The 22,909-nt window shown below is 71.3% G+C and carries 26 protein-coding genes; 13 read left to right on the top strand and 13 right to left on the bottom strand.

Features of this window, described 5'->3' with window-relative positions; genetic code table 11:
• Positions 1-25 precede the first annotated feature (25 nt).
• Complete coding sequence (locus T8T98_RS10355) at positions 26-1,471, top strand: aldehyde dehydrogenase family protein (protein ID WP_322295663.1); 1,446 nt, start codon at positions 26-28, stop codon at positions 1,469-1,471.
• Between the two features lie 116 nt (positions 1,472-1,587).
• On the opposite strand, the gene T8T98_RS10350 is transcribed toward T8T98_RS10355, so the two are convergent.
• A complete protein-coding gene (locus tag T8T98_RS10350) occupies positions 1,588-1,956 on the bottom strand; it encodes a hypothetical protein (RefSeq protein WP_251105245.1) in 369 nt (122 codons plus the stop codon).
• Entirely contained in the window at positions 1,946-2,143 is a 198-nt protein-coding gene (locus T8T98_RS10345; protein ID WP_160733724.1) for a hypothetical protein, read from the bottom strand. The genes T8T98_RS10350 and T8T98_RS10345 overlap by 11 nt, the downstream gene beginning before the upstream one ends.
• Positions 2,144-2,267: 124 nt before the next feature.
• Between T8T98_RS10345 and T8T98_RS10340 the strand changes: the two genes are divergently transcribed.
• Positions 2,268-2,909, top strand: a complete 642-nt coding sequence (locus T8T98_RS10340) for a S24 family peptidase (protein WP_251105246.1) — start codon at positions 2,268-2,270, stop codon at positions 2,907-2,909.
• 172 nt (positions 2,910-3,081) lie between these two features.
• Complete coding sequence (locus T8T98_RS10335; protein ID WP_160733968.1) at positions 3,082-3,723, top strand: MBL fold metallo-hydrolase; 642 nt, start codon at positions 3,082-3,084, stop codon at positions 3,721-3,723.
• 51 nt (positions 3,724-3,774) lie between these two features.
• Here T8T98_RS10335 and T8T98_RS10330 read toward each other — a convergent pair whose 3' ends face one another.
• Entirely contained in the window at positions 3,775-4,167 is a 393-nt protein-coding gene (locus T8T98_RS10330) for an MAPEG family protein (protein WP_251105247.1), read from the bottom strand.
• Between the two features lie 275 nt (positions 4,168-4,442).
• Between T8T98_RS10330 and rpmF the strand changes: the two genes are divergently transcribed.
• The 5 genes from rpmF to T8T98_RS10305 all read left to right on the top strand — a co-directional run bounded on the left by rpmF (position 4,443) and on the right by T8T98_RS10305 (position 7,457).
• Entirely contained in the window at positions 4,443-4,622 is a 180-nt protein-coding gene (rpmF, locus tag T8T98_RS10325) for a 50S ribosomal protein L32 (protein WP_047806539.1), read from the top strand.
• Positions 4,623-4,641: 19 nt separating this feature from the next.
• Entirely contained in the window at positions 4,642-5,700 is a 1,059-nt protein-coding gene (gene plsX, locus T8T98_RS10320; RefSeq protein WP_160733721.1) for a phosphate acyltransferase PlsX, read from the top strand.
• Positions 5,697-6,662 (top strand): beta-ketoacyl-ACP synthase III, encoded by a 966-nt coding sequence (locus T8T98_RS10315; protein ID WP_160733720.1) that lies wholly within the window; start codon positions 5,697-5,699, stop codon positions 6,660-6,662. The genes plsX and T8T98_RS10315 overlap by 4 nt, the downstream gene beginning before the upstream one ends.
• Before the next feature lie 116 nt (positions 6,663-6,778).
• Positions 6,779-7,078: an integration host factor subunit alpha gene (locus tag T8T98_RS10310; RefSeq protein WP_202389054.1), complete on the top strand. Its 300-nt coding sequence runs from the start codon at positions 6,779-6,781 to the stop codon at positions 7,076-7,078.
• Positions 7,079-7,082: 4 nt separating this feature from the next.
• A complete protein-coding gene (locus T8T98_RS10305) occupies positions 7,083-7,457 on the top strand; it encodes a MerR family transcriptional regulator (protein WP_251105248.1) in 375 nt (124 codons plus the stop codon).
• A 27-nt stretch (positions 7,458-7,484) separates the two neighbouring features.
• On the opposite strand, the gene T8T98_RS10300 is transcribed toward T8T98_RS10305, so the two are convergent.
• Positions 7,485-7,937: an Lrp/AsnC family transcriptional regulator gene (locus T8T98_RS10300; RefSeq protein ID WP_251105249.1), complete on the bottom strand. Its 453-nt coding sequence runs from the start codon at positions 7,935-7,937 to the stop codon at positions 7,485-7,487.
• A gap of 72 nt (positions 7,938-8,009) precedes the next feature.
• Between T8T98_RS10300 and T8T98_RS10295 the strand changes: the two genes are divergently transcribed.
• Positions 8,010-8,612, top strand: coding sequence for a LysE family translocator (locus T8T98_RS10295; protein ID WP_251105250.1), 603 nt, complete (start codon positions 8,010-8,012; stop codon positions 8,610-8,612).
• Positions 8,613-8,624: 12 nt separating this feature from the next.
• Here the strand turns inward: T8T98_RS10295 and T8T98_RS10290 are convergent, their stop codons facing one another.
• From T8T98_RS10290 to T8T98_RS10275, 4 genes are all read right to left on the bottom strand, one after another.
• The gene (locus T8T98_RS10290; protein ID WP_251105251.1) at positions 8,625-12,044 is read right to left on the bottom strand and encodes a chromosome segregation SMC family protein; all 3,420 of its coding nucleotides are present in this window, start codon (positions 12,042-12,044) and stop codon (positions 8,625-8,627) included.
• A 34-nt stretch (positions 12,045-12,078) separates the two neighbouring features.
• Positions 12,079-12,828, bottom strand: coding sequence for a thioredoxin domain-containing protein (locus T8T98_RS10285; protein ID WP_160733715.1), 750 nt, complete (start codon positions 12,826-12,828; stop codon positions 12,079-12,081).
• Between the two features lie 118 nt (positions 12,829-12,946).
• The gene (locus T8T98_RS10280; RefSeq protein WP_251105252.1) at positions 12,947-13,624 is read right to left on the bottom strand and encodes a DsbA family protein; all 678 of its coding nucleotides are present in this window, start codon (positions 13,622-13,624) and stop codon (positions 12,947-12,949) included.
• Positions 13,621-14,157: a DUF721 domain-containing protein gene (locus tag T8T98_RS10275; protein ID WP_237487040.1), complete on the bottom strand. Its 537-nt coding sequence runs from the start codon at positions 14,155-14,157 to the stop codon at positions 13,621-13,623. The genes T8T98_RS10280 and T8T98_RS10275 overlap by 4 nt, the downstream gene beginning before the upstream one ends.
• A gap of 62 nt (positions 14,158-14,219) precedes the next feature.
• On the opposite strand from T8T98_RS10275, the gene T8T98_RS10270 reads away from it, so the two are divergent.
• Positions 14,220-15,230, top strand: coding sequence for an A/G-specific adenine glycosylase (locus tag T8T98_RS10270; protein ID WP_251105253.1), 1,011 nt, complete (start codon positions 14,220-14,222; stop codon positions 15,228-15,230).
• 233 nt (positions 15,231-15,463) lie between these two features.
• On the opposite strand, the gene T8T98_RS10265 is transcribed toward T8T98_RS10270, so the two are convergent.
• On the bottom strand, positions 15,464-15,685 hold the full coding sequence (locus tag T8T98_RS10265) for a hypothetical protein (RefSeq protein ID WP_160733711.1): 222 nt from the start codon (positions 15,683-15,685) through the stop codon (positions 15,464-15,466).
• A 104-nt stretch (positions 15,686-15,789) separates the two neighbouring features.
• On the opposite strand from T8T98_RS10265, the gene T8T98_RS10260 reads away from it, so the two are divergent.
• The 3 genes from T8T98_RS10260 to T8T98_RS10250 are packed head-to-tail and all read left to right on the top strand — an operon-like array spanning position 15,790 to position 18,702.
• Positions 15,790-17,109, top strand: coding sequence for a serine hydrolase domain-containing protein (locus tag T8T98_RS10260; RefSeq protein WP_251105254.1), 1,320 nt, complete (start codon positions 15,790-15,792; stop codon positions 17,107-17,109).
• A gap of 10 nt (positions 17,110-17,119) precedes the next feature.
• Positions 17,120-18,037 carry an NAD(+) diphosphatase gene (gene nudC / locus T8T98_RS10255; RefSeq protein WP_407675026.1) on the top strand — a complete coding sequence of 306 codons (918 nt, stop codon included), beginning with the start codon at positions 17,120-17,122 and terminating at the stop codon, positions 18,035-18,037.
• Complete coding sequence (locus tag T8T98_RS10250; protein ID WP_251105255.1) at positions 18,034-18,702, top strand: DsbA family oxidoreductase; 669 nt, start codon at positions 18,034-18,036, stop codon at positions 18,700-18,702. Before nudC ends, T8T98_RS10250 begins: the two co-directional genes overlap by 4 nt.
• Before the next feature lie 22 nt (positions 18,703-18,724).
• Here T8T98_RS10250 and T8T98_RS10245 read toward each other — a convergent pair whose 3' ends face one another.
• From T8T98_RS10245 to mgtE, 4 genes are all read right to left on the bottom strand, one after another.
• Positions 18,725-18,970 carry a hypothetical protein gene (locus T8T98_RS10245; protein ID WP_251105256.1) on the bottom strand — a complete coding sequence of 82 codons (246 nt, stop codon included), beginning with the start codon at positions 18,968-18,970 and terminating at the stop codon, positions 18,725-18,727.
• 90 nt (positions 18,971-19,060) lie between these two features.
• Positions 19,061-20,830, bottom strand: coding sequence for a methyl-accepting chemotaxis protein (locus tag T8T98_RS10240; protein ID WP_251105257.1), 1,770 nt, complete (start codon positions 20,828-20,830; stop codon positions 19,061-19,063).
• Positions 20,831-20,975: 145 nt separating this feature from the next.
• On the bottom strand, positions 20,976-21,368 hold the full coding sequence (locus T8T98_RS10235; RefSeq protein ID WP_251105258.1) for a DUF1489 family protein: 393 nt from the start codon (positions 21,366-21,368) through the stop codon (positions 20,976-20,978).
• Positions 21,369-21,410: 42 nt separating this feature from the next.
• Positions 21,411-22,859, bottom strand: coding sequence for a magnesium transporter (mgtE, locus tag T8T98_RS10230; protein WP_251105259.1), 1,449 nt, complete (start codon positions 22,857-22,859; stop codon positions 21,411-21,413).
• Positions 22,860-22,909 lie beyond the last annotated feature (50 nt).

The following is a 22,909-nucleotide window of genomic DNA, read 5'->3' as shown; positions in this document are numbered from 1 at the left end:
GTTGGGGGAGGAGGACCCGATTCCCATGCCCACGCCCACGCTCCACGAGACTTACCCGCTCTACCTGAACAACCGGCCGCAGCAGCCGAACGCCGATCTCGCCGTGACCGACAAGTACTCCGGCGAGGTCGCCTTTCGCACCGCGCTCGCCACGCCGGAGATCATCGACGCGGCGATCGCCGGGGCGGTGCGCGCGGCCGGGCCGATGGCGCGCCTCGCCGCGTTCGAGCGCCAGGGCGTGCTGCAGCACTGCGTCGATCGCTTCCGCGAGCGTTTCGACGAGCTCGCCCATGCCCTGTGCGTCGAAGCCGGCAAGCCGATCCGCGACAGCGAGGGCGAAGTCACCCGCCTGATCGACACCTTCCGCATCGCGGCGGAGGAAGCGGTCCGAAATTACGGCGAGGTCATGCCGCTCGACATCTCGGAGCGGGCCCGCGGCTACCAGTCGATGTGGAAACGATACCCGATCGGGCCGTGCAGCTTCATCTCGCCGTTCAACTTCCCGCTGAACCTCGCCGCGCACAAGATCGCCCCGGCCATCGCCATCGGCTGCCCTTTCGTGATGAAACCGGCGAGCAAGACCCCGCTGGGCGCGCTGATCGTCGGCGAAGTCCTGGCCGAATGCGACGTGCTGCCCGAAGGGGCGTTCTCGATCCTGCCCGCCAGCCGCGACGGGGCGGACCTGTTCACCGAGGACGAGCGGCTGAAACTGCTCAGCTTCACCGGTTCGCCCAAGGTCGGCTGGGCGCTGAAGGCGCGCGCGGGGAAGAAGAAGGTCGTGCTCGAACTCGGCGGCAACGCCGCGGTGGTGGTCGATCGCGACGCCGATCTCGACGATGCGCTGGAAAGGATCGTCTTCGGCGCCTTCTACCAGTCGGGGCAGAGCTGCATCGGGGTGCAGCGTATCCTGATCCACGAGGACATCTACGGCCGCTTCCGCGACATGCTGGTGGACAAGACCCGCACGCTCAGGGCCGGCGACCCGAAGGACCGGGAAACCTTCATCGGCCCGATGATCTCCGAGGACGAGGCCTGCCGGCTGAAAGGCTGGATCGACGAAGCGGTCGAGGGCGGGGCGCGGCTGCTGTGCGGCGGCGGGCGCGAAGGCAACATGCTGGAGGCGACCCTGCTCGAGAACGTCGATCGCGACGCGCGCGCGCTGAACGAGGAAGCCTTCGGCCCGCTCGCGATCCTGCAGCCGTTCTCCGATTTCGATGCCGCGCTGGACGAGGTGAACCGCAGCGAGTTCGGCCTCCAGGCCGGGGTCTTCACCCGCGACCTTTTCAGGATGTTCGATGCCTGGGACCGGCTGGAGGTGGGCGGGGTGATCGTCAACGACGTGCCCAGCTACCGCGTGGACAACATGCCTTACGGCGGGGTCAAGGATTCGGGCCTCGGGCGCGAGGGGATCCGCTTCGCGATCGAGGACATGAGCGAGATCCGCAACCTCGTCGTCCGGCGCGGCGGCTGATCGCGCCGGTGGCTGGACCATCGCCGGGGGATGGGCCGGGACCGGGGGCTGGGCGGATGCCGGCGCGCGGGCGGGAATCCACCCGCGGGGCGCCCGGCGGCGCGGATAGAGCGTGATCATGCATCCTCCAGCAGCAGGAGCTCGCATTCCAGCGACAGGCGCGGATGCGGCAGCAGGGCGTGATCGACCCGCGTCACGCGGGCCTCGGCGACGATCTGGCCGGGAATGGCGAACTCGTGCTCGGGCAACTCGGCGATGAAATGCTCGGCCGCGGCGACCGCCCCGGCCCCGTCGAAGTCGATTTCCAGCGTGTGGCGCGCACCCTCGAAAGTGATGCTGGCCCAGGCTTTCTCCGCGTGGCGGCGGACCTGGCCCTGCTCGGCGGCCAGCGCGCGCAGCGCGGCGCGCAGGCGGTCGGCGTTCGTGCGCCGGACCGGGCGCGGGGCCGGACGCGGGGTTTCGGGGGGATGGCGATCATGCAGCACGGCCGGTCTCCCGCGCGGCCTCGTACCCGGCCATGAAGCCGCGGATGCGCGCCTCCATGACGCCGCGCGGCTCGCGCCCGTTCCTCAGGTCGAGGACGAGGCGCGGGTCCTGCGCGGCGAGGCGGCCGAAGCTGGTGGGCGCGATGGCATGGGCGCGAAGGAACTTCTCGACGGAACGGATCAGCATGGCTCTCCCCGTGGCTGGTGTGGCGAATCGGGCGGTGTTCCCGATTCGTTCCATTTCAAATCCTACTTGTCTAGGAAAAATACATCGTCTAGGAAGGAAAAATGTCACCGGGGCGATCATCGGCATGAGCGACGCGCGACAGCGCCTGCTGGAGCTTGCCCGCGAACGCGGGGCGAGCCTGGCCGGCCTGTCCCACCTGATCGGCCGCAACCCCACCTACCTCCAGCAATTCGTGCGCAAGGGCAGCCCGCGCAAGCTGGAGGAACGCGACCGGCGGACCCTGGCCGAATTCTTCGGCGTGCCCGAATCGGACCTCGGTGCGCCGGAGGATAAATCCTATCCGCAAGTTTCCGCGCCGGTCCGGGGCGACTGGATCGAGGTGCCGCGGCTGTCGCTCGATGCCTCGGCCGGGTCCGGGGCGCTCGGCGCGCGCGAAATCCCGTTCGACGCCTTCCGCTTCTCGCGCCGCTGGCTGCGCGAGATGGGGCTGGAAGGCGCCGATCTCACCGCGATCCGGGTCGAGGGCGATTCGATGGAGCCGCTCCTGCGCTCGGGCGACGAGATCTTCGTCGACCGGCACAAGCGCGGGGGGGAGGGGATCCACGTCGTGCGGATCGGCGACGCGCTCCACGTCAAGCGGCTCCAGGCGGCCGCGCCGGGCCGGGTCAAGCTGGTCAGCGAGAACGAGGCCTATCCCCCGATCGACCTCGCGCGCGAGGAGATCGAGGTGATCGGCCGCGTCGTGTGGAAGGGCGGGCGGGTGTGAGCCGGCCCCTCCCCGGCGACTCGCGGTGGGGAGGCGGCAGCCGCGCCAGCGGCTGCCGGAGGGGCCGGCCGCCGGGCGCCGGGCAGGATGGAACCGCGCCGACGCGCCGCTTGCAACCGGCCCTGTTCCCCGCCATCTCGCGCAGATGACCGATAGTGATACCCAGCCGCCGATGCGGGCCGCGATCATGCCCGTCACGCCCCTGCAGCAGAACTGTTCGCTGATCTGGTGCACCAGGACGATGCGCGGGGCGCTGGTCGATCCGGGCGGCGATCTCGACAAGCTCAAGGCCGGGGTGGCCAGGGCCGGGGTGACGCTGGAAAAGCTGCTGATCACGCACGGCCATCTCGATCACTGCGGGCAGGCCGGGGTCCTGGCACAGGAACTGGGCCTGCCGATCGAGGGCCCGCACGAGGAAGACCGGTTCTGGATCGCCCGGCTCGACGACGACGGGCGGCAATGGGGCATGGAGGCGAGGAGCTTCGAGCCAGACCGGTGGCTCGACGATGGCGACACGGTGACCGTGGGCGACCTCACGCTGGACGTGATTCACTGCCCCGGCCACACGCCGGGGCACGTCGTGTTCCACCACGCGCCGAGCCGCTTCGCGATCGTCGGCGATGTCCTGTTCAAGGGTTCGATCGGGCGGACCGATTTCCCGCGCGGCAACCACCAGGACCTGATCGACGCGATCACCGGCAAGCTCTGGCCGCTGGGCGACGAGGTGACCTTCATTCCCGGCCACGGCCCGACCAGCACCTTCGGCCACGAACGGCGCACCAATGCCTTCGTCGGCGACGCCGCCCTGGCCTGAGCCGCACCAGGCGGCGGGCGCCCGGCCGGGCCGGGGCGCCCCGCCGCCCGGCTAGAACTGGCGCAGCATCACGCCCACGGCGACGCCGGCCAGAAGCAGCTGGACCGCGATCGTCACCAGCACGCCGACGACGCGCCCGGCCTGGGCCTTGCCCCCGTCCATCCCGAAGCCGTGGGCGACCCGCGCGAGGATGAAGGCGCCGGCGACATAGGCCAGCCAGCCCCCGCCGATCCCCCCGATTTCCAGCACCGCGATCAGCAGCAGCGTGATCGGCACGTTCTCCGCGAAGTTGAGCTGCGCGCGCATCCGGCGCGAAAGCGGCTCGTGCCCGCCGTCGCCGATCGAGACCTTGAATGCGCGCCGCAGTGCGGCGACGCGCAGGCCCAGCCAGATATTGACGATCACCGCGGCGGCCACCGCGCTCAAGGTTACCGGAAGTATCATCGTGGCGTCTCCCCCTTCGTGTCCTGTCGCCCGGCCGGTACCCGCGGCATGGGCTGGCCCCGGCCTTGCCGCGGTGTTACGGACGCCGCGCGGGGCGGGCAACGGCCAATCGCCGGGCCGCGGCCCGCGACGCCGCTTGCAACCGCGCGAATATGCGCTATAGGGCGCGCCTTCCCGCCATGGCCGGGTCCACGATTACGCGCGCGCTTGTGCGTTGCCGGACCTTGGCCTAGAGCGGCCCGCAACACACGGATTTTACTGGAACAGGTGCCGCAATGGCTGTCCCGAAGAGAAAAGTATCGCCCCATCGCCGCGGCAACCGTCGCGCGCACGATTCGCTGAAGGTCGAGGCATTCCACGAATGCTCGAACTGCGGCGAGCTGAAGCGTCCGCACAACCTCTGCCCGCACTGCGGGCACTACAACGGCCGCGAAGTCATCGCCGTCGGCCTCTGACGGCCGGCCGGGGAACGTCATGAGCCTGCCGCGTATCGCCGTCGACGCGATGGGCGGCGACGAGGGCGTGCGCGTCATGGTCGAAGGCGCGGCGCTCGCCCGCCGCCGCCATGACCGGTTCAAGTTCCTGCTGGTGGGGGACGAGGCGCGGATCAAGGCCGCGCTCGATACCCACCCGGGGATGCGCGACGCATCCGAGATCCTGCATTGCGACGATGTCGTGGGCGGCGAGGAAAAGCCGACCCAGGCGCTTCGCCGTGCCCGCACGACCTCGATGGGCCTCGCGGTCAACGCGGTGAAGGCCGGCGATGCCGGGGCCGCGGTCAGCGCGGGCAATACCGGCGCGCTGATGGCGATGAGCAAGCTGGCCCTGCGCACCCTGCCGGGGATCGACCGCCCGGCGCTGGCCGCGCTGATGCCGACGCTGGGCGACAACGACGTGATCATGCTCGATCTCGGCGCCAATACCGAGGCCGATGCCCGCAACCTGGTCCAGTTCGCGATCATGGGCGCGGCCTATTCGCGCATCGTCACCGGGCTTGCCGAACCGCGCGTGCGCCTGCTGAACATCGGGACCGAGGAAACCAAGGGCACCGACGCGCTGCGCGTCGCCGCGGCGCAGCTCCAGGCCGCGACCGGCCTCGCCCTCTCGTTCGACGGCTTCGTGGAAAGCGACAAGATCAATCGCGGCGAAGTGGACGTGGTCGTCACCGACGGCTTTTCCGGCAATATCGCGCTGAAGGCGATCGAGGGGGCGGCGCGCTTCGTCACCGACCTGCTGCGCAGCGCGTTCACCAGCTCGCTGCGCTCGAAGATCGGCTTCCTCGTCTCGCGCCCGGCGACCGAACTGCTCAAGCACCATCTCGACCCCAACAATCACAACGGCGCGGTTTTCCTCGGCCTCAACGGGGTCGTCGTGAAAAGCCACGGCAGCGCCAATGCCGCCGGGGTGGCCAATGCCGTGACCGTGGCCGCGCGCCTGCTGGAGGACGACCTGACCAACCGCATCAGCACCGATCTCGCGGCGCTCGGCGAAGCGCGCCTGCGCACCGGCGGGCAGCCGGGGGATGCCAAGTGATCCGTTCGCAGATCAGGGGCAGCGGGTCGGCGCTTCCGCGCACGGCGGTGACCAACGCCGAACTGGCCGAGCGCGTCGATACCAGCGACGAATGGATCGTCGAGCGGACGGGCATTCGCCAGCGCTACATCGCCGAAGACGACGAGACGACGTCGTCCCTCGCGATCGAGGCTTCGCGCAAGGCGCTCGAGGCGGCGGGGATCGAGGCGAAGGATATCGACCTGATCGTGCTGGCCACCGCCACGCCCGACCAGACTTTCCCCGCCACGGCCACGATCGTCCAGCACGCGCTGGGCTGCAACGGCGGGATCGCGTTCGATGTCGGGGCGGTCTGCTCCGGCTTCCTCTACGCGCTGGCGACCGCCGATTCGATGCTGCGCAGCGGCATGGCGAAGCGCGCGCTGGTCATCGGGTCCGAAACGTTCAGCCGCATCCTCGACTGGGAGGACCGCGCGACGTGCGTCCTGTTCGGCGACGGGGCCGGCGCGATCGTGCTGGAGGCGCAGGACGTGGCCGAAGACGGCCCCGGCGTGCTCGCCTGCAAGCTCCACGCGGATGGGGAGCACAACCAGCTGCTCTACGTCGATGGCGGCCCCTCGACCACGCAGACCGTGGGCCACTTGCGGATGCGCGGGCGCGAGGTGTTCCGCCACGCGGTCGTCAACCTCGCCGCGGTGCTGGAGGAAACGCTGGCGGCGACCGGTTTCGTCCCCGCCGATATCGACTGGGTCGTGCCGCACCAGGCCAATGCCCGCATTCTCGACGCGACGGCGCGCAAGCTGGGCCTGCCGTCGGAAAAGGTGATCGTGACGGTCGATCGCCACGCGAACACCTCGGCCGCCTCGGTCCCGCTGGCGTTCGACGCCGGGGTGCGCGACGGGCGGATCAGGCCGGGCGACCTCGTGATGTTCGAGGCGATGGGCGGCGGCTTCACCTGGGGTGCCAGCCTGGTCAGGCTGTAATGCCCGACGCCGGTCGGCCAATTTCGTCGTTTGGCCTGCAACACGTTGCGAAGGCGCGATATCATCGTTAGGGCGCGCAGAGTCCGAAATCGGGTCGCGATGGAGGAGAATGCCGCATGATGCGTTCGGTGGGCACGCTGACACGCGCCGATCTCGCGGAAACGATCAATCGCAAGATGGGATTGTCGCGCGCCGAGTCGCTCGATCTCGTCGAATCGATCCTCGCGCACATGTGCGGGGCGATGGCCGATGGCGAAAACGTGAAGATTTCGGGCTTCGGCAGCTTCGTGCTACGCGACAAGAAGGAACGGATCGGGCGCAACCCCAAGACGGGGGTGGAAGTGCCGATCACGCCGCGGCGCGTGATCACATTCCGCGCAAGCCAGCTCCTCAAGGACAGGATCGCGAAAGGCTGAAACGATGGCGGCGGAATTCGACGATGGCAAGGATGCGGGCGCGCTCAGGACCATCGGCGAGGTCGGCCAGGCGCTGGGCATAAAGCCGCACGTCCTGCGATACTGGGAACAGCAGTTTCCCATGCTCCGCCCGCTCAAGCGCAGCGGGGGGCGCCGCTATTACCGGCCGGAAGACGTCGCGCTGGTCGAACGGATCGACCGGCTGGTCAACCGCGAAGGCTATACGCTGAAAGGCGCGCTGGCCGCGCTGAAGGGTGGCGATCGCGAGGCGGCTGGAAAGGCCCCGCTCGCCCGGGGCGAAACCGCGCCGCCGCCGGCCGAACTGGCCGCGCGCCTGCGCGCCGTGCGCGACGACCTGGCCGCGGCCCTGTCGGACTGACCGCCGGCCGCCCCGCGCGCGCCCGGTTCAGGCGCGCAAGTCCTTGGGCGAACCCATGACGACATAGGACGTGATCGACTGGACCTGTTCGACGGTTCCCAGCGTCTCGGTGTGGAACCGCTTGTAGGCCGCGAGATCGGCCGCCTCGACGCGGAGGAAATACTCCACCGCGCCGGCGACGTTGTGGCATTCCCTCACTTCCGGGGCCGCCGCCATCTTGCGCTCGAAATCCTCCTGCGCGGCCTTGGTATGGCGGTTCAGCCCGACCGCGACGATCGCGGTGAAGCCGATGCCGAGCTTGCGCGGATCGAGCACTGCGCGATAGCCGCGGATCACGCCCGACTGCTCGAGCTCCTGGACCCGTCGCAGGCAGGCGGAAGGCGACAGGCCGACCCGCGCGGCCAGCTCGATATTGCTGATTCGCCCGTCCTGCGACAGCTCGTGCAATATCCGTTCGTTGATGCGGTCCATCTTCGGCATATGTTGCATATCGTCGGGCCGGCGGCGGATATTTGCAACCCCGTGCGGCGGGGAATCGAATATTCCTGGACCATGTCCAGCGATCTTCTCCTCGCCCTCGTCGCCTTTGCCTTCGCCGCCTCGATCACCCCGGGGCCGAACAACCTGATGGTCATGGCGTCCGGCGCCAATTTCGGCCTGCGCCGGACGGTGCCCCACCTCGCCGGGATCCTGGTCGGCTTCGTGGTCATGGTGGTGCTGGTCGGCCTCGGCCTGTCGCGCGTGTTCGAGGCCTGGCCCGCGGTGCGCCAGGCGCTGGTGGCGGTGAGCGCGCTCTACCTCGCCTGGCTGGCGTGGAAGATCGCCACCGCCGCGCCGCCGGCGGAGGGGGAGCAGGCGGGGCAGCCGATCACCTTTCTCCAGGCGGCGCTGTTCCAGTGGGTCAATCCCAAGGCGTGGATGATGGCGCTGACCGCGGTGACGCTCTACGCCGCCGACCGCTCGATGGCGGCGGTCGCGCTGGTCGCGCTGGTGTTCGGCGCGGTCAACGTGCCGTGCGTTTCGGCCTGGGCCGTCCTCGGCCGCCAGGCGCGCCGCTGGCTGGCGACCGGCGCGCGGCTGCGGCTGTTCAACCGCGCGATGGCCGTGCTCCTGCTCGCGTCGCTAGCCCCCGCGATCGCGGGCGAGCTTGCCTGAGCGCGCCCGCGCTCACTCCGCCGCCAGCAGTTCTTCCGCGCCGCCGAGATCGACGCTGACCAGGCGGCTGACGCCCTTTTCGATCATTGTCACCCCGAACAGGCGGTGCATCCGGCTCATCGTCACGGCGTTGTGGGTGACGATCAGGTAACGGGTGTCGGTCTCGCGCACCATGGCGTCGAGCAGGTCGCAGAAGCGGTCGATATTGGCATCGTCGAGCGGGGCATCGACTTCGTCGAGCACGCAGATCGGCGCGGGATTGGTCAGGAACAGGGCGAAGATCAGCGCGATCGCGGTCAGCGCCTGTTCGCCGCCCGAAAGCAGGGTCAGCGATTGCAGCCGCTTGCCCGGCGGCTGGGCGAAGATCTCCAGCCCGGCTTCCAGCGGGTCGTCGCTGTCGACCAGCGCGAGGTGCGCCTGCCCCCCTTCGAACAGGCGGGTGAACAGGCGCCGGAAATGGGTATCGACCTGCTCGAAGGCGGCGCGCAGCCGTTCGCGCCCCTCGCGGTTGAGGTTGCCGATCGAACCGCGCAGGCGGGCGACCGCCTCGGCCAGCTCGGCCTGTTCGGCCGCGCTGTTGCCGTGTTCTTCCTCGATCTTCGCCAGTTCCTCGGCCGCGACGAGGTTGACCGGGCCGATCCGCTCGCGGCTGGCGGTCAGGCGTTCGAGCGCCTCGGCCTCGGCCGGCGAATCGCCGACGTCGCCCTCGTCGAAGTCGAACCGGCCGGCGAGCAGGGGCGGCGGGCACTGGAAACGCTCGCCCGACAGGCGCGCCATCTCGCCGCGGCGGGCCTCCTCGTTCTCCGCCCGGGCGGCCAGGGCGGCGCGGTTCTCGCGCGCCGCGGCGAGCGCCTCGTTCGCTTCGGCAAAGGCGCGGTCGGCGGCTTCGGCCGCTTCCTGCGCCGTGGCCACGGCCGATTCCGCCGCCGCCAGCGCCTTCCCCAGCCGTTCGCGCACGACATCGCCCTGTTCGATCTCGCGCATCAGCCCTTCGGGTTTGGCCGCGGTAACGGCGCGTTCCTGGGCGATCTCCTCGAACCGCTGCTCCATGCCCGAAAGGCGTTGCGCCGCCTCGCCCGCGCGCGCCTGCCAGCCGGCCATGTCGCTGCGCTGGGCGGCGGTTCGTTCGCGTGCGACCGCCAGGGACTGGTCGTGCGCGGCGAGTTCGGCCGCGGCGGCCTGCTGGGCGGAGCGGGCGGCCTCGTTCTTCGCCTGGGCCGCCTCCAGCGTGGCCCGGCCGGTCGCCGGGTCGGGCAGGGCGTCCTTGCGCTCCTGTGCGCCGGCCAGCTCGGCGGCGGCCTGGGCGCGCTGTTCGGCCAGTTCGCCCGCGGCTTCCTCCAGCTCGGCGCGCCGCGCGGCGAGCCGCTCGCGCTCCCCTTCCGCCTGGTCGAGTGCGCGCAAGGCCTGCCGCTCGCGCTCGCCCGCCTCGGCGATTTCGCGCTCGGCGGCGACGAGTTCGCGCTGGAGCGTGGCCAGCTCGTCCTGCGCCGCGGCTTGCGCGGCTTCGGCCTTTTCGACCGCCGCGCGCAAGCCGGGGAGCTGGCTTTCCAGCTCGGCGAAGCGGTTTTCAGCCTCCAGCCGGGCGGCTTCGGCGGCCCCTTCGCCGCGCGCGACGAACCCGTCCCAGCGGCGCAAGTGGCCGGCCGTGGTCACCAGCCATTCGCCCGGGCCCAGCGCGCGCCCGTCGTCGGCCTCGGCGACATGGACCAGCGCGAGGCGGGCGGCCAGTTCGGGCGGGCAATCGGGAACGTGGCGCGCGAGGGCGCCCGCCACCGGGTCGGGGGGCGCGCCGCCGGTCCAGAAGCGGCCGTCGCCTTCCGCCTCCCCCAGCGGGGCCCGGGCATCGCGCCCGAGCACCGCCGCCAGCGCCCGTTCGTAGCCGCGGGCCGCGCGCACCTTGTCGAGCGCGGCCGGCCGTCCCTTGCGCCCGGCGGCCTGGCGCTCGCGCGCTTCGCGGTCGCGCTTGAGCGCGGTCCATTCGCGTTCCGTCCCCGCCAGCTCCGCGCGGGCGGAGGCAAGCGCGCTCGCCGCCTCGTCGCGCGCGCCCTGAAGGCTCTCTTTCCGCGCACGCCGCTGGTCGAGCGCCGCGCGAAGGGCGGCCAGTTCCTGCCCGGCGCGTTCCGCCGCCGCGCGCGCGTTTTCCACCGCGGCTTCCGGATCGCCCGCTTCGGCCAGCGCGGCGCGCGCCGCCTCCTGCCGCCGGGCCTCCCCGTCGAGCCGATCGAGCCGTCCGCGCGCCTGTTCGATCGCCGCCTCGGCCACGCGCCACTCGGCCTCCACTCCGGCGTGGTCGGCGGTCGCGCGCGCCAGCGCGAGTTCGGCCGCGCGCCCTGCGCTTTCGCTGTCCTCCAGCCGGCGGGCGAGCGCGGGGCGCGCTTCCTCCGCCCCGGCCAGGGCTGTCTCGTTGGCGGCCAGTTCCTTCTCCAGCCGGGCGAGCGCCTCGGCCGCGTCGCGCGTCAGGCGGTCGGCATCGGCCCGGTCTTCCTCCAGCCGCGCCTTCTGCCGGTCGAGGTCGGCCAGCCGCTGCTCGGCCGCTTCCAGCTGGCTGGCGAGCGCGGCCATGCGGTGCCCGTGGGCGGAGGCGTCGTCGCGCCGGTCGGCCAGTTCGTCGCGCGCCTCGGCCAGCGTGCGGGCGGCGGCGTGTTGCGCCTTCTGCGCCGCGTCGCTCGCCGCCTGGGCCTCGGCCACGCGCGTCTCTGCGGCCCGGGCCTCGCCGCGCGCCGCCTCCGCCGCGGCGGCGGCATCGCGCCAGCGCGCGAAGAGCAGGCGCGCCTCCGCCACGCGGATCTCGTCCGAAAGGCGGGTATAGCGTTCCGCCTGCCGGGCCTGCCGGCGCAGCGAAGCGATCTGCGAATCGAGCCCCGCCATCAGGTCTTCCAGCCGGGCGAGGTTTGTCTCGGTCTGGCGCAGCTTGCTTTCCGCGTCGCGGCGGCGGACGTGGAGCCCGGCAATGCCGGCCGCTTCCTCCAGCATCATGCGCCGCTCGGCCGGCTTGGCCGCGATCACCTGGGCGATCTTGCCCTGGCTGACCAGCGCCGGGCTGTGCGCCCCGGTGGCCGCGTCGGCGAAAGTCAGCGCGACATCCTTGGCCCGCACGTCCTTGCCGTTGACGCGATAGGCGCTGCCCGCCCCGCGTTCGATCCGGCGCATGACCTCGAAATCGCTGCCGTCGTCGGCTTCTGCCTGGAGAGAGACTTCGGCGAAGTCGCGCGGCGGGCGGCTGGCGGTGCCGGCGAAGATCACGTCTTCCATCCCGCCCGAGCGCATCGATCGGGGCGAGTTCTCGCCCATGACCCAGCGGATCGCCTCGAGCAGGTTGGACTTGCCGCAGCCGTTGGGGCCGACGACGCCGGTCAGGCCGGGCTCGATGGTCAGGGTCGCAGGCTCGACGAAGCTCTTGAAACCGCTGAGCCGGAGCCGCCTGATCTGCATCGCCGTTCCCTTGCTCCCCCTCCCGCGCGGCGGCTTACCTCGCGCCGGCGTTCTGAAGCATGGGTTCCAGCGTCGCCCAGCTCTGCGTGCCGACATTGCGGCCGTTGATGATGAATGTCGGCGTCCCGGTCACGTTCAGTTCCTGCGACTGGGTGTCGGAATTGGTCACGATCGCCTCCACCGAATCGGCATCGGACAGGCACTGGCGCGCCTGGTCGCGGCTGACCCCGCGGGCGGCGAAGAAATCGAGGAACCCGGCGGCTTCGGCGACCGCGACGAAGCGCTGGTCTTCCGGCTGCTGCATCGCCGCGTCGAGCGCCTGCGGATCGGCCTGCGCCCCTTCCATCAGGCTGGGCAGGTTGAGCCAGACCTGTTCGGACAGCGGGTGATAGCTTTCCGGCGCGCCGCACCGCACGAGGCGGGCGAGGGTGAGGTCGAAGGCGTTGTGGATCTGGTTGCGCAATTCGTAGCTGACGCGGCCGGTGGCGACGTATTCTTCCTTCAGCGGCTCGATCCCGGTGGCCGCGAAATTGGCGCAGGCGCCGCAAGTGAGCGAGCCGTATTCGATCAGCTTGATCGGCGCGTCGGGGTTGCCCATCAGGTAGCCGTCGGCCTCGGTCACGGTGACCGTGTCGACCCATTCGGTGCCTTCGGGCGGGGCCACGTTCTCGACCGGCTCGCCTTCGGGCGCCTCCCCGTCGGCCGGCTGCGATCCGCACGCGGCAAGGCCGAGCGCGAGCGGCGCGGTGAACGAGGCGAGGGCGATCTGGCGAAGCGTGGTCATGGCAATCCTGGTCCTTTGGGCCTGGTCCTGGGCGGAATTGAACGAAGCTATACCAAGCGGGGGCGGGATTGAAGCGGGCCGGGCCCCTTTCCACAGGTTCCCGGCATCGCGCGCGCGGCTAGAAACGGGCCGCGAGCTGGGGGGACAGCATCGACCAGTCGTGCGTGCCGGCCAGGGTCACCCCGTCCACCACGAAACTGGGCGTGCCGTGCACGTCGTGCTTCAGCGCCGCGGCCTGGCTGCTGGCGATCAGCGCCCGGGCGGCCGCGTCGTCGGCCAGGCAGCGATCGATCTCGACCCGGGAATAGCCGCGGCTTTCCATCAGCTTGTAGAAGCCCAGATCGGAAGCGATCGCGCGCCGGCGCGAAGGCTGGCTGCCGCTCTGCCAGCGGGCGCGCTGGGCGCCGGTCGCGCCGACGTAGCGATCGAGCCATTCGCCCTGCTTGTGCATGATCAGCGTGTGGTTGCGCATGAATTTCGACGGGGCGCCGCACCCGGCCAGCATCGTCGCCACGAGGTCGGCCGAATTGCGGATCATCGGCTGGACTTCGAGCTCGACCCGCCCCGGGCCGACATAGGCGAGCTGGAGCGCGGGATCGCCCTCGGTCGCGAAGCGCGCGCAGGCCGGGCAGGTATAGCTGACGAAGGCGATCATGTGGATCTTGGCATCGGGGTTGCCGATCCGGTGCGCGCCGTCCTCTTCCACCACGCGGGTGTTCCAGTTGCCCGCATTGCCCAGCGCCAGCAGGGCGGCGGCCGCGACCATGCCCGAACGGGCGAGGCGTGAAAGCTTCATGATTCCTCTTCCTCCTTGCCGCCCAGGCTGCGGGCGAGCGATTCGAGCACGGTCCGCAGCTCCGGGTCGCCGATGTCGCGCAGGCTGTCGCCCAGTTCCATCGGGATCGGCTTGAGCGAAGGCGGCGCCTTGGCCCGTTCGTGGCCACGCGGCGGCCTGACCTCCCCCTGCCGCAGCTTGACCCGCGATACCGCCTTGTAGCCGAAGAAACGGTTCACCCGCTCCATGATCTCGGGGATCACGTGCTGGATCAGCGGGGCATGGGCCGGCAGGACCACCAGTTGCAGGATCCCTTCCGCTTTCTCTCCCGGGGGAAACCGGATCGCTTCCGGCATGCACACGCGGGCGTGCTGCTCCCCGACGATTTCGGGCCAGCGGGTGACCACGCTCGACTGGACGAAGCCGAAGCGGCGGAAGGCGGTGCGGCCGATCTGCGGCATGAGGTCCGCGATCTGGCGCGCGGGCCCGCCCCGCGGCCGTTCGTAAGTGCGCGGCCTGGCGCGCGAGGTTGCTGGCTTGCCGTCCCGTTCCATTGCGCCCATGCCCATGCCATAGGCGGGGCGTGACTGCCAGCGGGGAGAGATCGGGAACGGACGTGGCGAGCCTCCTGCTTGCCTGGTACGACCGCCATGCTCGCGCGCTCCCCTGGCGTGCCCCGCCGGGCGAGCCGCCGCCGGCACCCTATCGCGTGTGGCTGTCCGAAGTGATGCTGCAGCAGACGACGGTCGCCGCGGTAAAGCCCTATTTCGCCGAATTCACCCGCCGCTGGCCGACCGTGGAGGCGCTCGCCGATGCGCCGCAGGAGGAGGTCATGGCCGCCTGGGCGGGGCTGGGCTATTACTCGCGGGCGCGCAACCTGGTGAAATGCGCCCGCGCCGTCGCCGAACGGGGCGGCTTTCCCGATACCGAGGCGGGCCTGCGCGCCCTGCCGGGGATCGGCGACTATACCGCGGCGGCGATCGCCGCGATCGCCTTCGGCCGGCGCGCGGTGGTGGTCGATGCCAATGTCGAGCGGGTGGTCGCCCGGCTCTTCGCGGTGGAGGAGGTCCTGCCCGGCGCGCGCAAGGCGATCCGCGCGGCGACCGGGGCAATCGCGCCCGCGGCGCGAGCCGGCGATTTCGCGCAGGCGATGATGGATCTCGGCGCCGGTATCTGCACCGCGCGCGAGCCCCGCTGCCCGCGCTGCCCGCTGGCGGCGCCATGTGCCGGCCGGCGCACCGGCGATCCGGCGCGCTTCCCGCGCAAGGCACCGAAGAAGGCGAAGCCCGCGCGCACCGGCACGGCCTGGTGGATCGAGCGCGACGGACACGTCTGGCTGGTGCGCCGGCCGGGCCGGGGAATGCTCGGCGGGATGCGCGCGCTGCCCGATGACGGCTGGTCCGCGCGGGCCGGCGGCGACGGCACACCGCCGGTGGCGGGCGCGTGGCGTCCGGCGGGCGCGGTGCGCCACGGCTTCACCCATTTCGATCTCGAGCTGCAGGTCATGGTGCTGGAAGGCGGCGCGGCACCGCCGGGGGAGGGGGAATGGTGGCCGCTCGATGCGCTGGACGCGGCGGGCCTGCCGACCCTCTTCGCCAAGGCCGCGCGCCGCGCCAGGGCGGGCTGAGCGGCGCCTTTTCCGGAGCAGGGCGGGGCAGGCGATCGCGCGCGACCGCAAGGCCTCGTGCCGGAAAAACTCAACCGTGGTTGAGGGTTTTTGGCGGGAAATCCATCAATCTCACTTGAAGTTTCACTTGGCGCCAAATCTCACTTGGCGCCAGAGCCGCGTTCCCGGGCGGGGGCGCGCACGCACCGCCGCGATCGCGAACGCCCGGACGGCCCGATCAGATGACGGCCCGGTCAGATAATGCCGCCGCCCAGCATCAGGCGGATCACCGCGATGGCGAAGACGATCAGGCAGAAATTGCGCCCGCCGTTGGACGAAGAGAGCGCGCCCACCCCGATGCCGACCACGACGATCGGCAGGGCGAACCAGTTGCCCCAGCCGAGCAGGGGGATCGTGGAGGGGATCACGATCACGAGCGCGACGATCCCGAAGAGGATGGAAAGCAGGTTCAGCATGTGTCCTGTATTGGCAATACAGCGCGGTGCCGCAAGGGGCAATTGACCGTTCAGGCGCGATGCCGCACACCGGCAGGCAACCGATGGCGAAAAGGGACCGTTCGATGGGATCGAGAACGATCGAGACTGCGGCGCTGTCGCGGCGTGCGCTGCTGCGGGGCGGGGCGATGCTGGGCGCGGGCGCGACGCTGGCCGGCCTGCCGTTCGGGCGCGCCGCCCTGGCCCATGCCGGGCACTGGCCGTCGGTCATCGCGCTGGCGGAAGAGCACGTATCCGCCCGCAAGGTGGCGAACATGGTCGCCGTGCTCGGCTGGCAGCAGCGCGCGCCCGACGTGATCGCGCGCGGCACGCTGGCAATCGGCCAGGCGGCGCCGGCGGGGATCGACAGCCTTTACCGGATCTATTCGATGACCAAGCCGATCACCGGCATGGCGGCGATGGCGCTGATCGAGGACGACCGGCTGGCCCTCGACCAGCCGCTGGCGGAGATCCTGCCCGCTTTTGCCGACATGAAGGTGCAGAAGACCTACGACGGGTCGATCACCGACCTCGAACCGGCCGAACGGCCGATCACGATCCGCCACCTGCTCACCCATACCGCCGGGCTCGGCTACTCGATCGTCCAGAAAGGGCCGATCAGGGCCGCTTACGAGCGCGCGGGCGCGGTTCCCGGGCAGGTGACCCGGCTGCCGCTGGGCGCGGTCTTCGGCCGGGGCGAGCCGGCCGCGAGCCTCGAAGCCTTCGCCGACAACCTCGCCCGCTTGCCGCTGGTCGCGCAGCCGGGCACGCGCTGGAGCTACTCGGTCTCGCTCGACCTGCTCGGCCGCGTGATCGAGGTCGTCGCGGGCAAGCCCTTCGACGTGTTCCTGAAGGAACGCCTGTTCGATCCGCTGGGGATGACGAGCACCTGGTTCCGCGTGCCGCCGGGCGAAGCGGGGCGGCTGACGACCAACTACGGCGTGATGAACGGGCGCCTCGTGCCGCTCGACCCGGCGCGCGTCTCGGTCTTCCTCGATGCGCCTGCGTTCCCCTTCGGCGGGGCCGGGCTGGTCTCGAGCCCGCGCGATTACGACCGGTTCCTGCAAATGCTGGTCGGATATGGCCAGGTCGGCGGCAAGCGCGTGCTGAGCGAGGCGGCGGTGCGGCTCGGTACCTCGAACCTCCTGCCCGACGGGGTCAGCACCCGCGGCACATTCGCCGAGGGGTCGGGCTTCGGCGCCGGCGGGCGCGTCGGGCTGGGCGACCAGGCGGGCACGTTCGGCTGGGGCGGGGCCGCGGGCACCGTCGCCTTCGCCGACTTGCGCCGGGGCCTGCGCGCCGCGCTGTTCACGCAGTACATGCCGTCGGAAGCCTATCCGATCCACGGCGCCTTCCCCGCCGCGGTGGTGAAGGACCTCGCGGGCATGGCGACGGCCCAGGGATGAGGGCGCAGGGGTGAGGGTTCAGGCGGCAGACAAGGTGCTGGCCTTCACCGGCTGCGCGCTCGACCGGGCGGACAACGTGCGTGCCGACCGGGAGGCGCTGGCCGGCCACATGAACTGGCGCGCGCGGCTCCTCGCGCTCGACGGGATGATGCCCGCGCTGGACGGCGACGGGCGGCTCGCCTGGGGCACGCTGGCCGATGCGCCCGAGGATGCGGAACTGGTCTTCCTCGGCTTCGACCGGGGGGAAGGCGGGGGCACGGGCCGCGCCTGCTTCGCCGCCGTGCCGCCGCAGGGCGATCCGCGCCCGCGCATGGCGAACCCGCAACTGTGGAACCTGATGGCCGCGCTCTCGCCCGAAGACCTGGCGCTCTACGGCGGCGCGCGCAGCCTGGTCGACTGGCACGCCCGGCACCGGTTCTGCCCGGCCTGCGGCGGGCCGACGCGGATCGCCAAGGGCGGCTGGCAGCGCGACTGCGTGGCGGACAGCGGCGGCTGCGGCGCCCCGCAGTTCCCGCGGACCGACCCGGTCACGATCATGCTGGTCGAACATTCCGGGCGGCTGATGCTGGGCCGCGGGCTGGGCTGGCCGGAGGGACGCTATTCGGCGCTGGCCGGGTTCGTCGAGCCGGGCGAGAGCATCGAGGAGGCCGTGGCGCGCGAAGTGCTGGAGGAATCGGGGGTGCGCGTGCGCGACGTGACTTATATCGCCAGCCAGCCCTGGCCTTTTCCCAGCCAGCTGATGATCGGTTGCCACGCCCATGCCGACGATGACGCGGTGACGATCGACGAGACCGAGCTGGCCGACGTGCGCTGGTTCGCGCGCGAACAGGTCGCCGCGGCGCTCGACGGGGCGGCCGATGCGCCCTTCGGCGCGCCGCCGCCGCACGCGATCGCGCATCATCTCCTCGAATGGTGGATTTCCCGATGAAGACGCTGACGATCGATATCTGGTCCGATGTCATGTGCCCGTGGTGCCTGGTCGGCTGGGGCAACCTGCGCCAGGCGCTGGACCGGCTCGAGGGCGAGATTGCCGCCGAGATCCGCTGGCGCCCGTTCGAGCTCAACCCCGACATGCCGCCCGAGGGCGAGGAACAGGAAGCGCACTTGCGCCGCAAGTACGGGCGCAGCGCGGCCGAGGGGCAGGCCGTGCGCGAGCAGATGCGCGCGATGGCGCAGGAGGCCGGCGTCTCGCTCGAATGGCAGGGGGACGGGGAACCGCCCCCGGCAATGATGTGGAACACCTTTGCCGCGCACCGCCTGCTCGCCTGGGCGCTCGACAGCGCCGGGCCGGAACGCCAGGGCGCGCTCAAGCTCGCGCTGTTCGCCGCGCACTTCCATCACCGCCGGCCGATCGGCGACGAGGACGTCCTGCTCGACGTGGCGGAGGAAGCCGGGTTCGACCGCGCGGCCGCCCGCGCCGCGCTGGACGACGCGGCGCTGGCCGCGCGGGTGCGCGCGGAACAGCGCCAGGCGCTCGACCTCAACATCACCGGGGTGCCGGCGATGGTGATCGCGGGCAAGTTCCTGGTCCCCGGCGCGCAGCCGGTGGACAGTTACGTCAACGCGCTGCGCCGGGTGGCGGCGAAGGCCTGAGCGCGCGCCGCGCCGGCCGGCGTCAGCTCTCGCGGTCCCGCTGGATCGCGGCCCGCGTCTTCGGCCCCTTCTTCGCGTCTTCGCCCGGGTTGTCCGAGCCGACGACCGGCTCGCGGTTCTCGGGATCGGTCGCGCGGGCTTCCTCGCCCCGCTTGCCGACCCGGCGATTGACCTCGCCCCCGGCGGAGCTTTGCTGCGAGGGGGTTTCGCCCTCGGTCAGTTCGTCGATCAGGTCGTTGTCGGGATGGCGCGACTGGCGCTCGGTCATGGTCGATCTCCTTCTTGCCCCGCCAGCGGCGGGGGCTCCTGTTACCCCACCAACGGCGGGGGGCGCCCCGGCGTTCCAGCGTTCCGGCGATCAGGCGCGGCGCACGTAGGCGAGAAAATCGTCGACCTGCGCGCGCAGCCGCTCCGCCTGGCGGTGCAGGTCGCCGGCGGCGGCGAGCATCTGTTCGGCCGAGCGGTCGGTCGTGCGGACCATGCCGCGCACGCGGTCGAGGCTGACCCGGATCGAATCGGTGCCGCTGGCGGCGAGGTCGAGGCTGTGCGCCAGGTCGCGGCTGGCGATCCCCTGTTCCTCCACCGATCGGGCGATCGCGCTGGCATTGCCTTCCACGTTGCGGACATGTTCGCCGATCTCGCGCAGGGCGCCGATATTGGCCGTGCTCGCCTGCTGCACCGCGGATACCTGGCCGGCGATCTCGCCGGTCGACTCGCGCGTCCGCCGGGCGAGGTCCTTGATCTCGTTGGCGACCACCGCGAAGCCCGCGCCGACCTGGCCCGCGCGGCTCGCCTCGATCGTGGCGTTGAGCGCGAGGATATTGGTCTGTTCGGCGATCGAATCGATCAGGCTGACGATCTCGCCGATCTGCGTCGCGGCCTGCGACAGCTCGCCGGTCGTCGCATCGACCGCGTCGACCGATCCGAGCGAGTGGCGCGCGCGTTCGGCCGAGCCGGCGGCCTGTTCGCCGATCTCGCGGATCGAGGCGGCGAACTGCTCGCCTGTCGCGGCCGCCATCGCGACCCCGCGGCTGGCCTCCTCCATCGAACCGGCCACGCCATCGACGTGGCTCGCCGCCTGTTCGGCGGAGCGGGCCATTTCGCCGGCCGCGCCCTCGAGCTGTTTCGAGGCGGCGGCGATCCCGCCGACGACTTCGCCCACCGTGCGTTCGAACCGGCTCGCGAGATCGCGCAGCACCTCGGCCTGGCGGTCGCGCGCGGCGAGCTTCTCTTCCGACCGGCGGGCCGATTCCTCCTGCAGCGCGGCGAGTTCGCGCGCGTCCTCGCGGAAGACGACCAGCGCGCGGGCCATTTCCCCGATCTCGTCGCCGCGGGTCGTGCCCGGGATCGGCACCGTCTGGTCGCCCGCGGCCAGCCCGCTCATCGATGCGGTGAACTCGCGGATCGCCCCGGCCACCTGGCGCACGAGGAAGCGGGCGGCGAGAAGCGCGGCGACGACGCAGGCCGCGATCAGCACGATCACCGCCCCGGTCAGCGTGCGGTTGAGGTCGGCCAGGCGGGCGTGGGCCTCGCGCGTGCGCCGCGCCAGCGTGCTTTCGACCTCGCGCGCCTGGCCGGCCAGCAATTCGCCGCTGACGTCGATCGCCGCGGCGAGCCCGACCGCGCTGTCCGACGGGCCATAGGCGGCGATCGAGCTTTCCAGCGCGTCGAGCTCCGCCTCGAACCCGTCGACCTGGACGTCGAGCCAGGAGATCGCCTCGATCGCCTCGGCGCCGATGTCCCCCGCGCCGTCGCGCGTCTCGGTCAGGCGCTGGCGCGCGTTGGCCAGGGTCTGCCGCGCGCGGGCGATCTCCTCCGGCGCGCCGGTCACGGCATAGCGGGCGGAGTGATAGCGGCTTTCGGCGATCGCCGTGGTCAGTTCGGACGCGGCGAGCGAGCCGCGGGCATAGACGGAGGCGGCGTGGTTGCTCGCGGTCAGCTGGTAGAAGACGGCGCCGAGGACGAGGCCGAGCGCGACCAGCAGCGCGACGAAGAACATCGCGAAGAGGCGAATGCGCCCGGCGATCGTGGCGGTCGCGCGGTCCCACGCCCCGCGCAAGGCGGTCGCCAGCTGCGAGGGCCGGGAAACGGCGGTGTCGGAGGCCCAGAGGCCTGGGGTCTTGAGCAAGGCGGGCGGTCCTGGTTCTGCGGCCCGGTTCGGGCAACCGGCTGCGGCGCCATGGCCGCCCATCTTTGCCGCAGTGTGACGCCGGCGTTAACCATTCGGTCACGCCTGGCCCGCCCGGCGCGCCAGGCGGCCCGGGGGAACCCGGTTACACGAGGCCCAGGCGGATCAGCCTGTTCATCATCTTGCCGGGCAGGACGTCGCCGTGGTCCTCCCCCTCGGGCAGGTCGCGCGGGGCATCTTCGTCGGCCAGGTAGCGCCAGCCCTGGTGCGCCCGCTTCGGCCGCGGCTCGACCCGGACCAGTCGCGGCGCGAGGCGGATCGTCCAGCGCCCGTCGTCGCGCTTCTCGAAGCCGAGGATCTCGCTGCGCGCGACGAGCGCGTGGTCCATGATCCAGTAGAGCGATCCGCCGACCATCTCCTCGTGCCGCTTGGGCAGGTAACGGGTCGTCATGTGCGGTTCCGGCCCCTTCTCCACCCAGGCGCGCAGGGTGTCGAGGTTCTTCGAGCGGAAGGCGATCTTGGTCATGTGCAGCGGCATGGGCCGTGCGATATGGGCGCTGGGGCCGCCCGGCTCAAGCCGTCATCCGGCGACCCCGCTGGCGACCGCGAGGCCGAGGAAGGCGAGGAAGCCGATCGAATCGGTGATCATCGTGACGAAGACCGAGCTGGCGACGGCCGGGTCCTGCCGCAGCCGTTCGAACATCACCGGCACCAGGACCCCGGCCAGCCCGGCCACCGCGACGTTGACCACCATGGCCGTCGCGATCACCGCCCCCAGCGGGGGGCCGAAGATCGCCGCCGTGGCCGCGCCGAGGACGAGAGCGACGGTGGCGCCGTTGAGCAGGGCGACGCGCATTTCGCGCCACAATATCCGCCCGGTATTGGCGCGGGTGAGCTGGTTGATCGCGATCGCGCGGACGGTGACGGCCATCGTCTGGGTCCCGGCATTGCCGCCGATGCTGGCGACGATCGGCATCAGCACCGCCAGCGCGACGAGTTCCTCGATCGCGGCGCCGAACATGGCGATGATGAAGCTGGCGACGAGCGCCGTGCCGAGGTTCGCGATCAGCCAGCGCACGCGCGCGGTATAGGCGTCGCGGATCGGTTCGTTGATGTCGCCTTCGCCGGCGCCCGAGAGCAGGAGCACGTCCTCGCCCGCTTCTTCGGAGATGATGTGGACCACGTCGTCCACCGTCATCTGGCCGACCAGGCGCCCGCTGGCATCGACCACCGCGGCCGAGATCAGCGCGTATTTCTGGAACATCAGCGCGACTTCTTCCTGGTCCATCGTGACCGGGATCAGCGTCTGGTCGCGCTTCATCACGTCGGTCAGCGCGACCGAGCGCGGGGTCCGCAGGATCCAGCTGAGCATGCAGGTGCCGACCGGGTGGTGGGCATGGTCGACGACGAAGATTTCCCAGAAATCGTTCGCCAGGTTGCCTTCCTCGCGCAGGAAATCGATCAGGTCGCCCACGGTCATGTGCTCGGGCACGGCCACGAAATCGCGGCTCATCAGGCGCCCGGCGGTTTCTTCCGGGTAGGCGAGCGCGCTCTCGATCGCCGCGCGGTCCTCGGCGTCGAGCGCGTCGAGCACGGCGCGCTGTTCGGCCGGCTCGAGATCCTCGATCAGCTGGACCGCGTCGTCGGTCTCCAGCTGTTCGGCAATGGCGGCGACCGCGCCCGGGGGCAGGGCCTCCATCATGTCGTCGCGGACGTAGTCGTTGAGCTCGGCGATCACGTCCGAGCTGACGAGGTCGGCGATCGCGGCGGCCAGTTCGCGCCGCTCGTCGCGTTCGAGCAGCTCGAGCAGGTCGGCGATGTCGGCCGGGTGGAGCGGTTCGACGAGGTCGTGGGCGGCCCCGTCGTCGCCGCGTTCCAGCGCGTCGCGCACGGCCCGCACGAAGTCGGGTTTCAGCCGGTTTTCCTCGTCGTGGCGCTCGTCGTCGACCCGGTCATCGGGGTGCGCGCCATCCTCCGCCGGCAGCGGATCGGCCAGAATGGTCTCGTCCTCGCGCGTGTCCTGCGGCATCGGCCTTGCTCTACGGCCCGGGCAGGCAAAAGCAAGCGCGCGCCGGGGTG

The organism is Pelagerythrobacter marinus, from assembly GCF_034375205.1.
Classification (GTDB): Bacteria; Pseudomonadota; Alphaproteobacteria; order Sphingomonadales; family Sphingomonadaceae; genus Pelagerythrobacter; species Pelagerythrobacter marinus.
The sequence above is the reverse complement of the archived record's forward strand: the minus strand, read 5'-3'. Positions and strand labels throughout refer to the sequence as shown.

Coding starts and splice junctions, on each gene's coding strand:
- T8T98_RS10280 (WP_251105252.1), bottom strand. CDS start 13,624: ATGAAGCTTTCACGCCTCGCCCGTTCGGGCATGGTCGCGGCCGCCGCC.
- T8T98_RS10345 (WP_160733724.1), bottom strand. CDS start 2,143: ATGCTGATCCGTTCCGTCGAGAAGTTCCTTCGCGCCCATGCCATCGCG.
- T8T98_RS10310 (WP_202389054.1), top strand. CDS start 6,779: ATGATGCGTTCGGTGGGCACGCTGACACGCGCCGATCTCGCGGAAACG.
- T8T98_RS10290 (WP_251105251.1), bottom strand. CDS start 12,044: ATGCAGATCAGGCGGCTCCGGCTCAGCGGTTTCAAGAGCTTCGTCGAG.
- T8T98_RS10335 (WP_160733968.1), top strand. CDS start 3,082: ATGCGGGCCGCGATCATGCCCGTCACGCCCCTGCAGCAGAACTGTTCG.
- T8T98_RS10340 (WP_251105246.1), top strand. CDS start 2,268: ATGAGCGACGCGCGACAGCGCCTGCTGGAGCTTGCCCGCGAACGCGGG.
- T8T98_RS10330 (WP_251105247.1), bottom strand. CDS start 4,167: ATGATACTTCCGGTAACCTTGAGCGCGGTGGCCGCCGCGGTGATCGTC.
- T8T98_RS10250 (WP_251105255.1), top strand. CDS start 18,034: ATGAAGACGCTGACGATCGATATCTGGTCCGATGTCATGTGCCCGTGG.
- T8T98_RS10275 (WP_237487040.1), bottom strand. CDS start 14,157: ATGGAACGGGACGGCAAGCCAGCAACCTCGCGCGCCAGGCCGCGCACT.
- T8T98_RS10355 (WP_322295663.1), top strand. CDS start 26: ATGCCCACGCCCACGCTCCACGAGACTTACCCGCTCTACCTGAACAAC.
- plsX (WP_160733721.1), top strand. CDS start 4,642: ATGAGCCTGCCGCGTATCGCCGTCGACGCGATGGGCGGCGACGAGGGC.
- mgtE (WP_251105259.1), bottom strand. CDS start 22,859: ATGCCGCAGGACACGCGCGAGGACGAGACCATTCTGGCCGATCCGCTG.
- T8T98_RS10285 (WP_160733715.1), bottom strand. CDS start 12,828: ATGACCACGCTTCGCCAGATCGCCCTCGCCTCGTTCACCGCGCCGCTC.
- T8T98_RS10260 (WP_251105254.1), top strand. CDS start 15,790: ATGGGATCGAGAACGATCGAGACTGCGGCGCTGTCGCGGCGTGCGCTG.
- T8T98_RS10265 (WP_160733711.1), bottom strand. CDS start 15,685: ATGCTGAACCTGCTTTCCATCCTCTTCGGGATCGTCGCGCTCGTGATC.
- T8T98_RS10305 (WP_251105248.1), top strand. CDS start 7,083: ATGGCGGCGGAATTCGACGATGGCAAGGATGCGGGCGCGCTCAGGACC.
- rpmF (WP_047806539.1), top strand. CDS start 4,443: ATGGCTGTCCCGAAGAGAAAAGTATCGCCCCATCGCCGCGGCAACCGT.
- T8T98_RS10245 (WP_251105256.1), bottom strand. CDS start 18,970: ATGACCGAGCGCCAGTCGCGCCATCCCGACAACGACCTGATCGACGAA.
- T8T98_RS10300 (WP_251105249.1), bottom strand. CDS start 7,937: ATGCCGAAGATGGACCGCATCAACGAACGGATATTGCACGAGCTGTCG.
- T8T98_RS10295 (WP_251105250.1), top strand. CDS start 8,010: ATGTCCAGCGATCTTCTCCTCGCCCTCGTCGCCTTTGCCTTCGCCGCC.
- T8T98_RS10235 (WP_251105258.1), bottom strand. CDS start 21,368: ATGCCGCTGCACATGACCAAGATCGCCTTCCGCTCGAAGAACCTCGAC.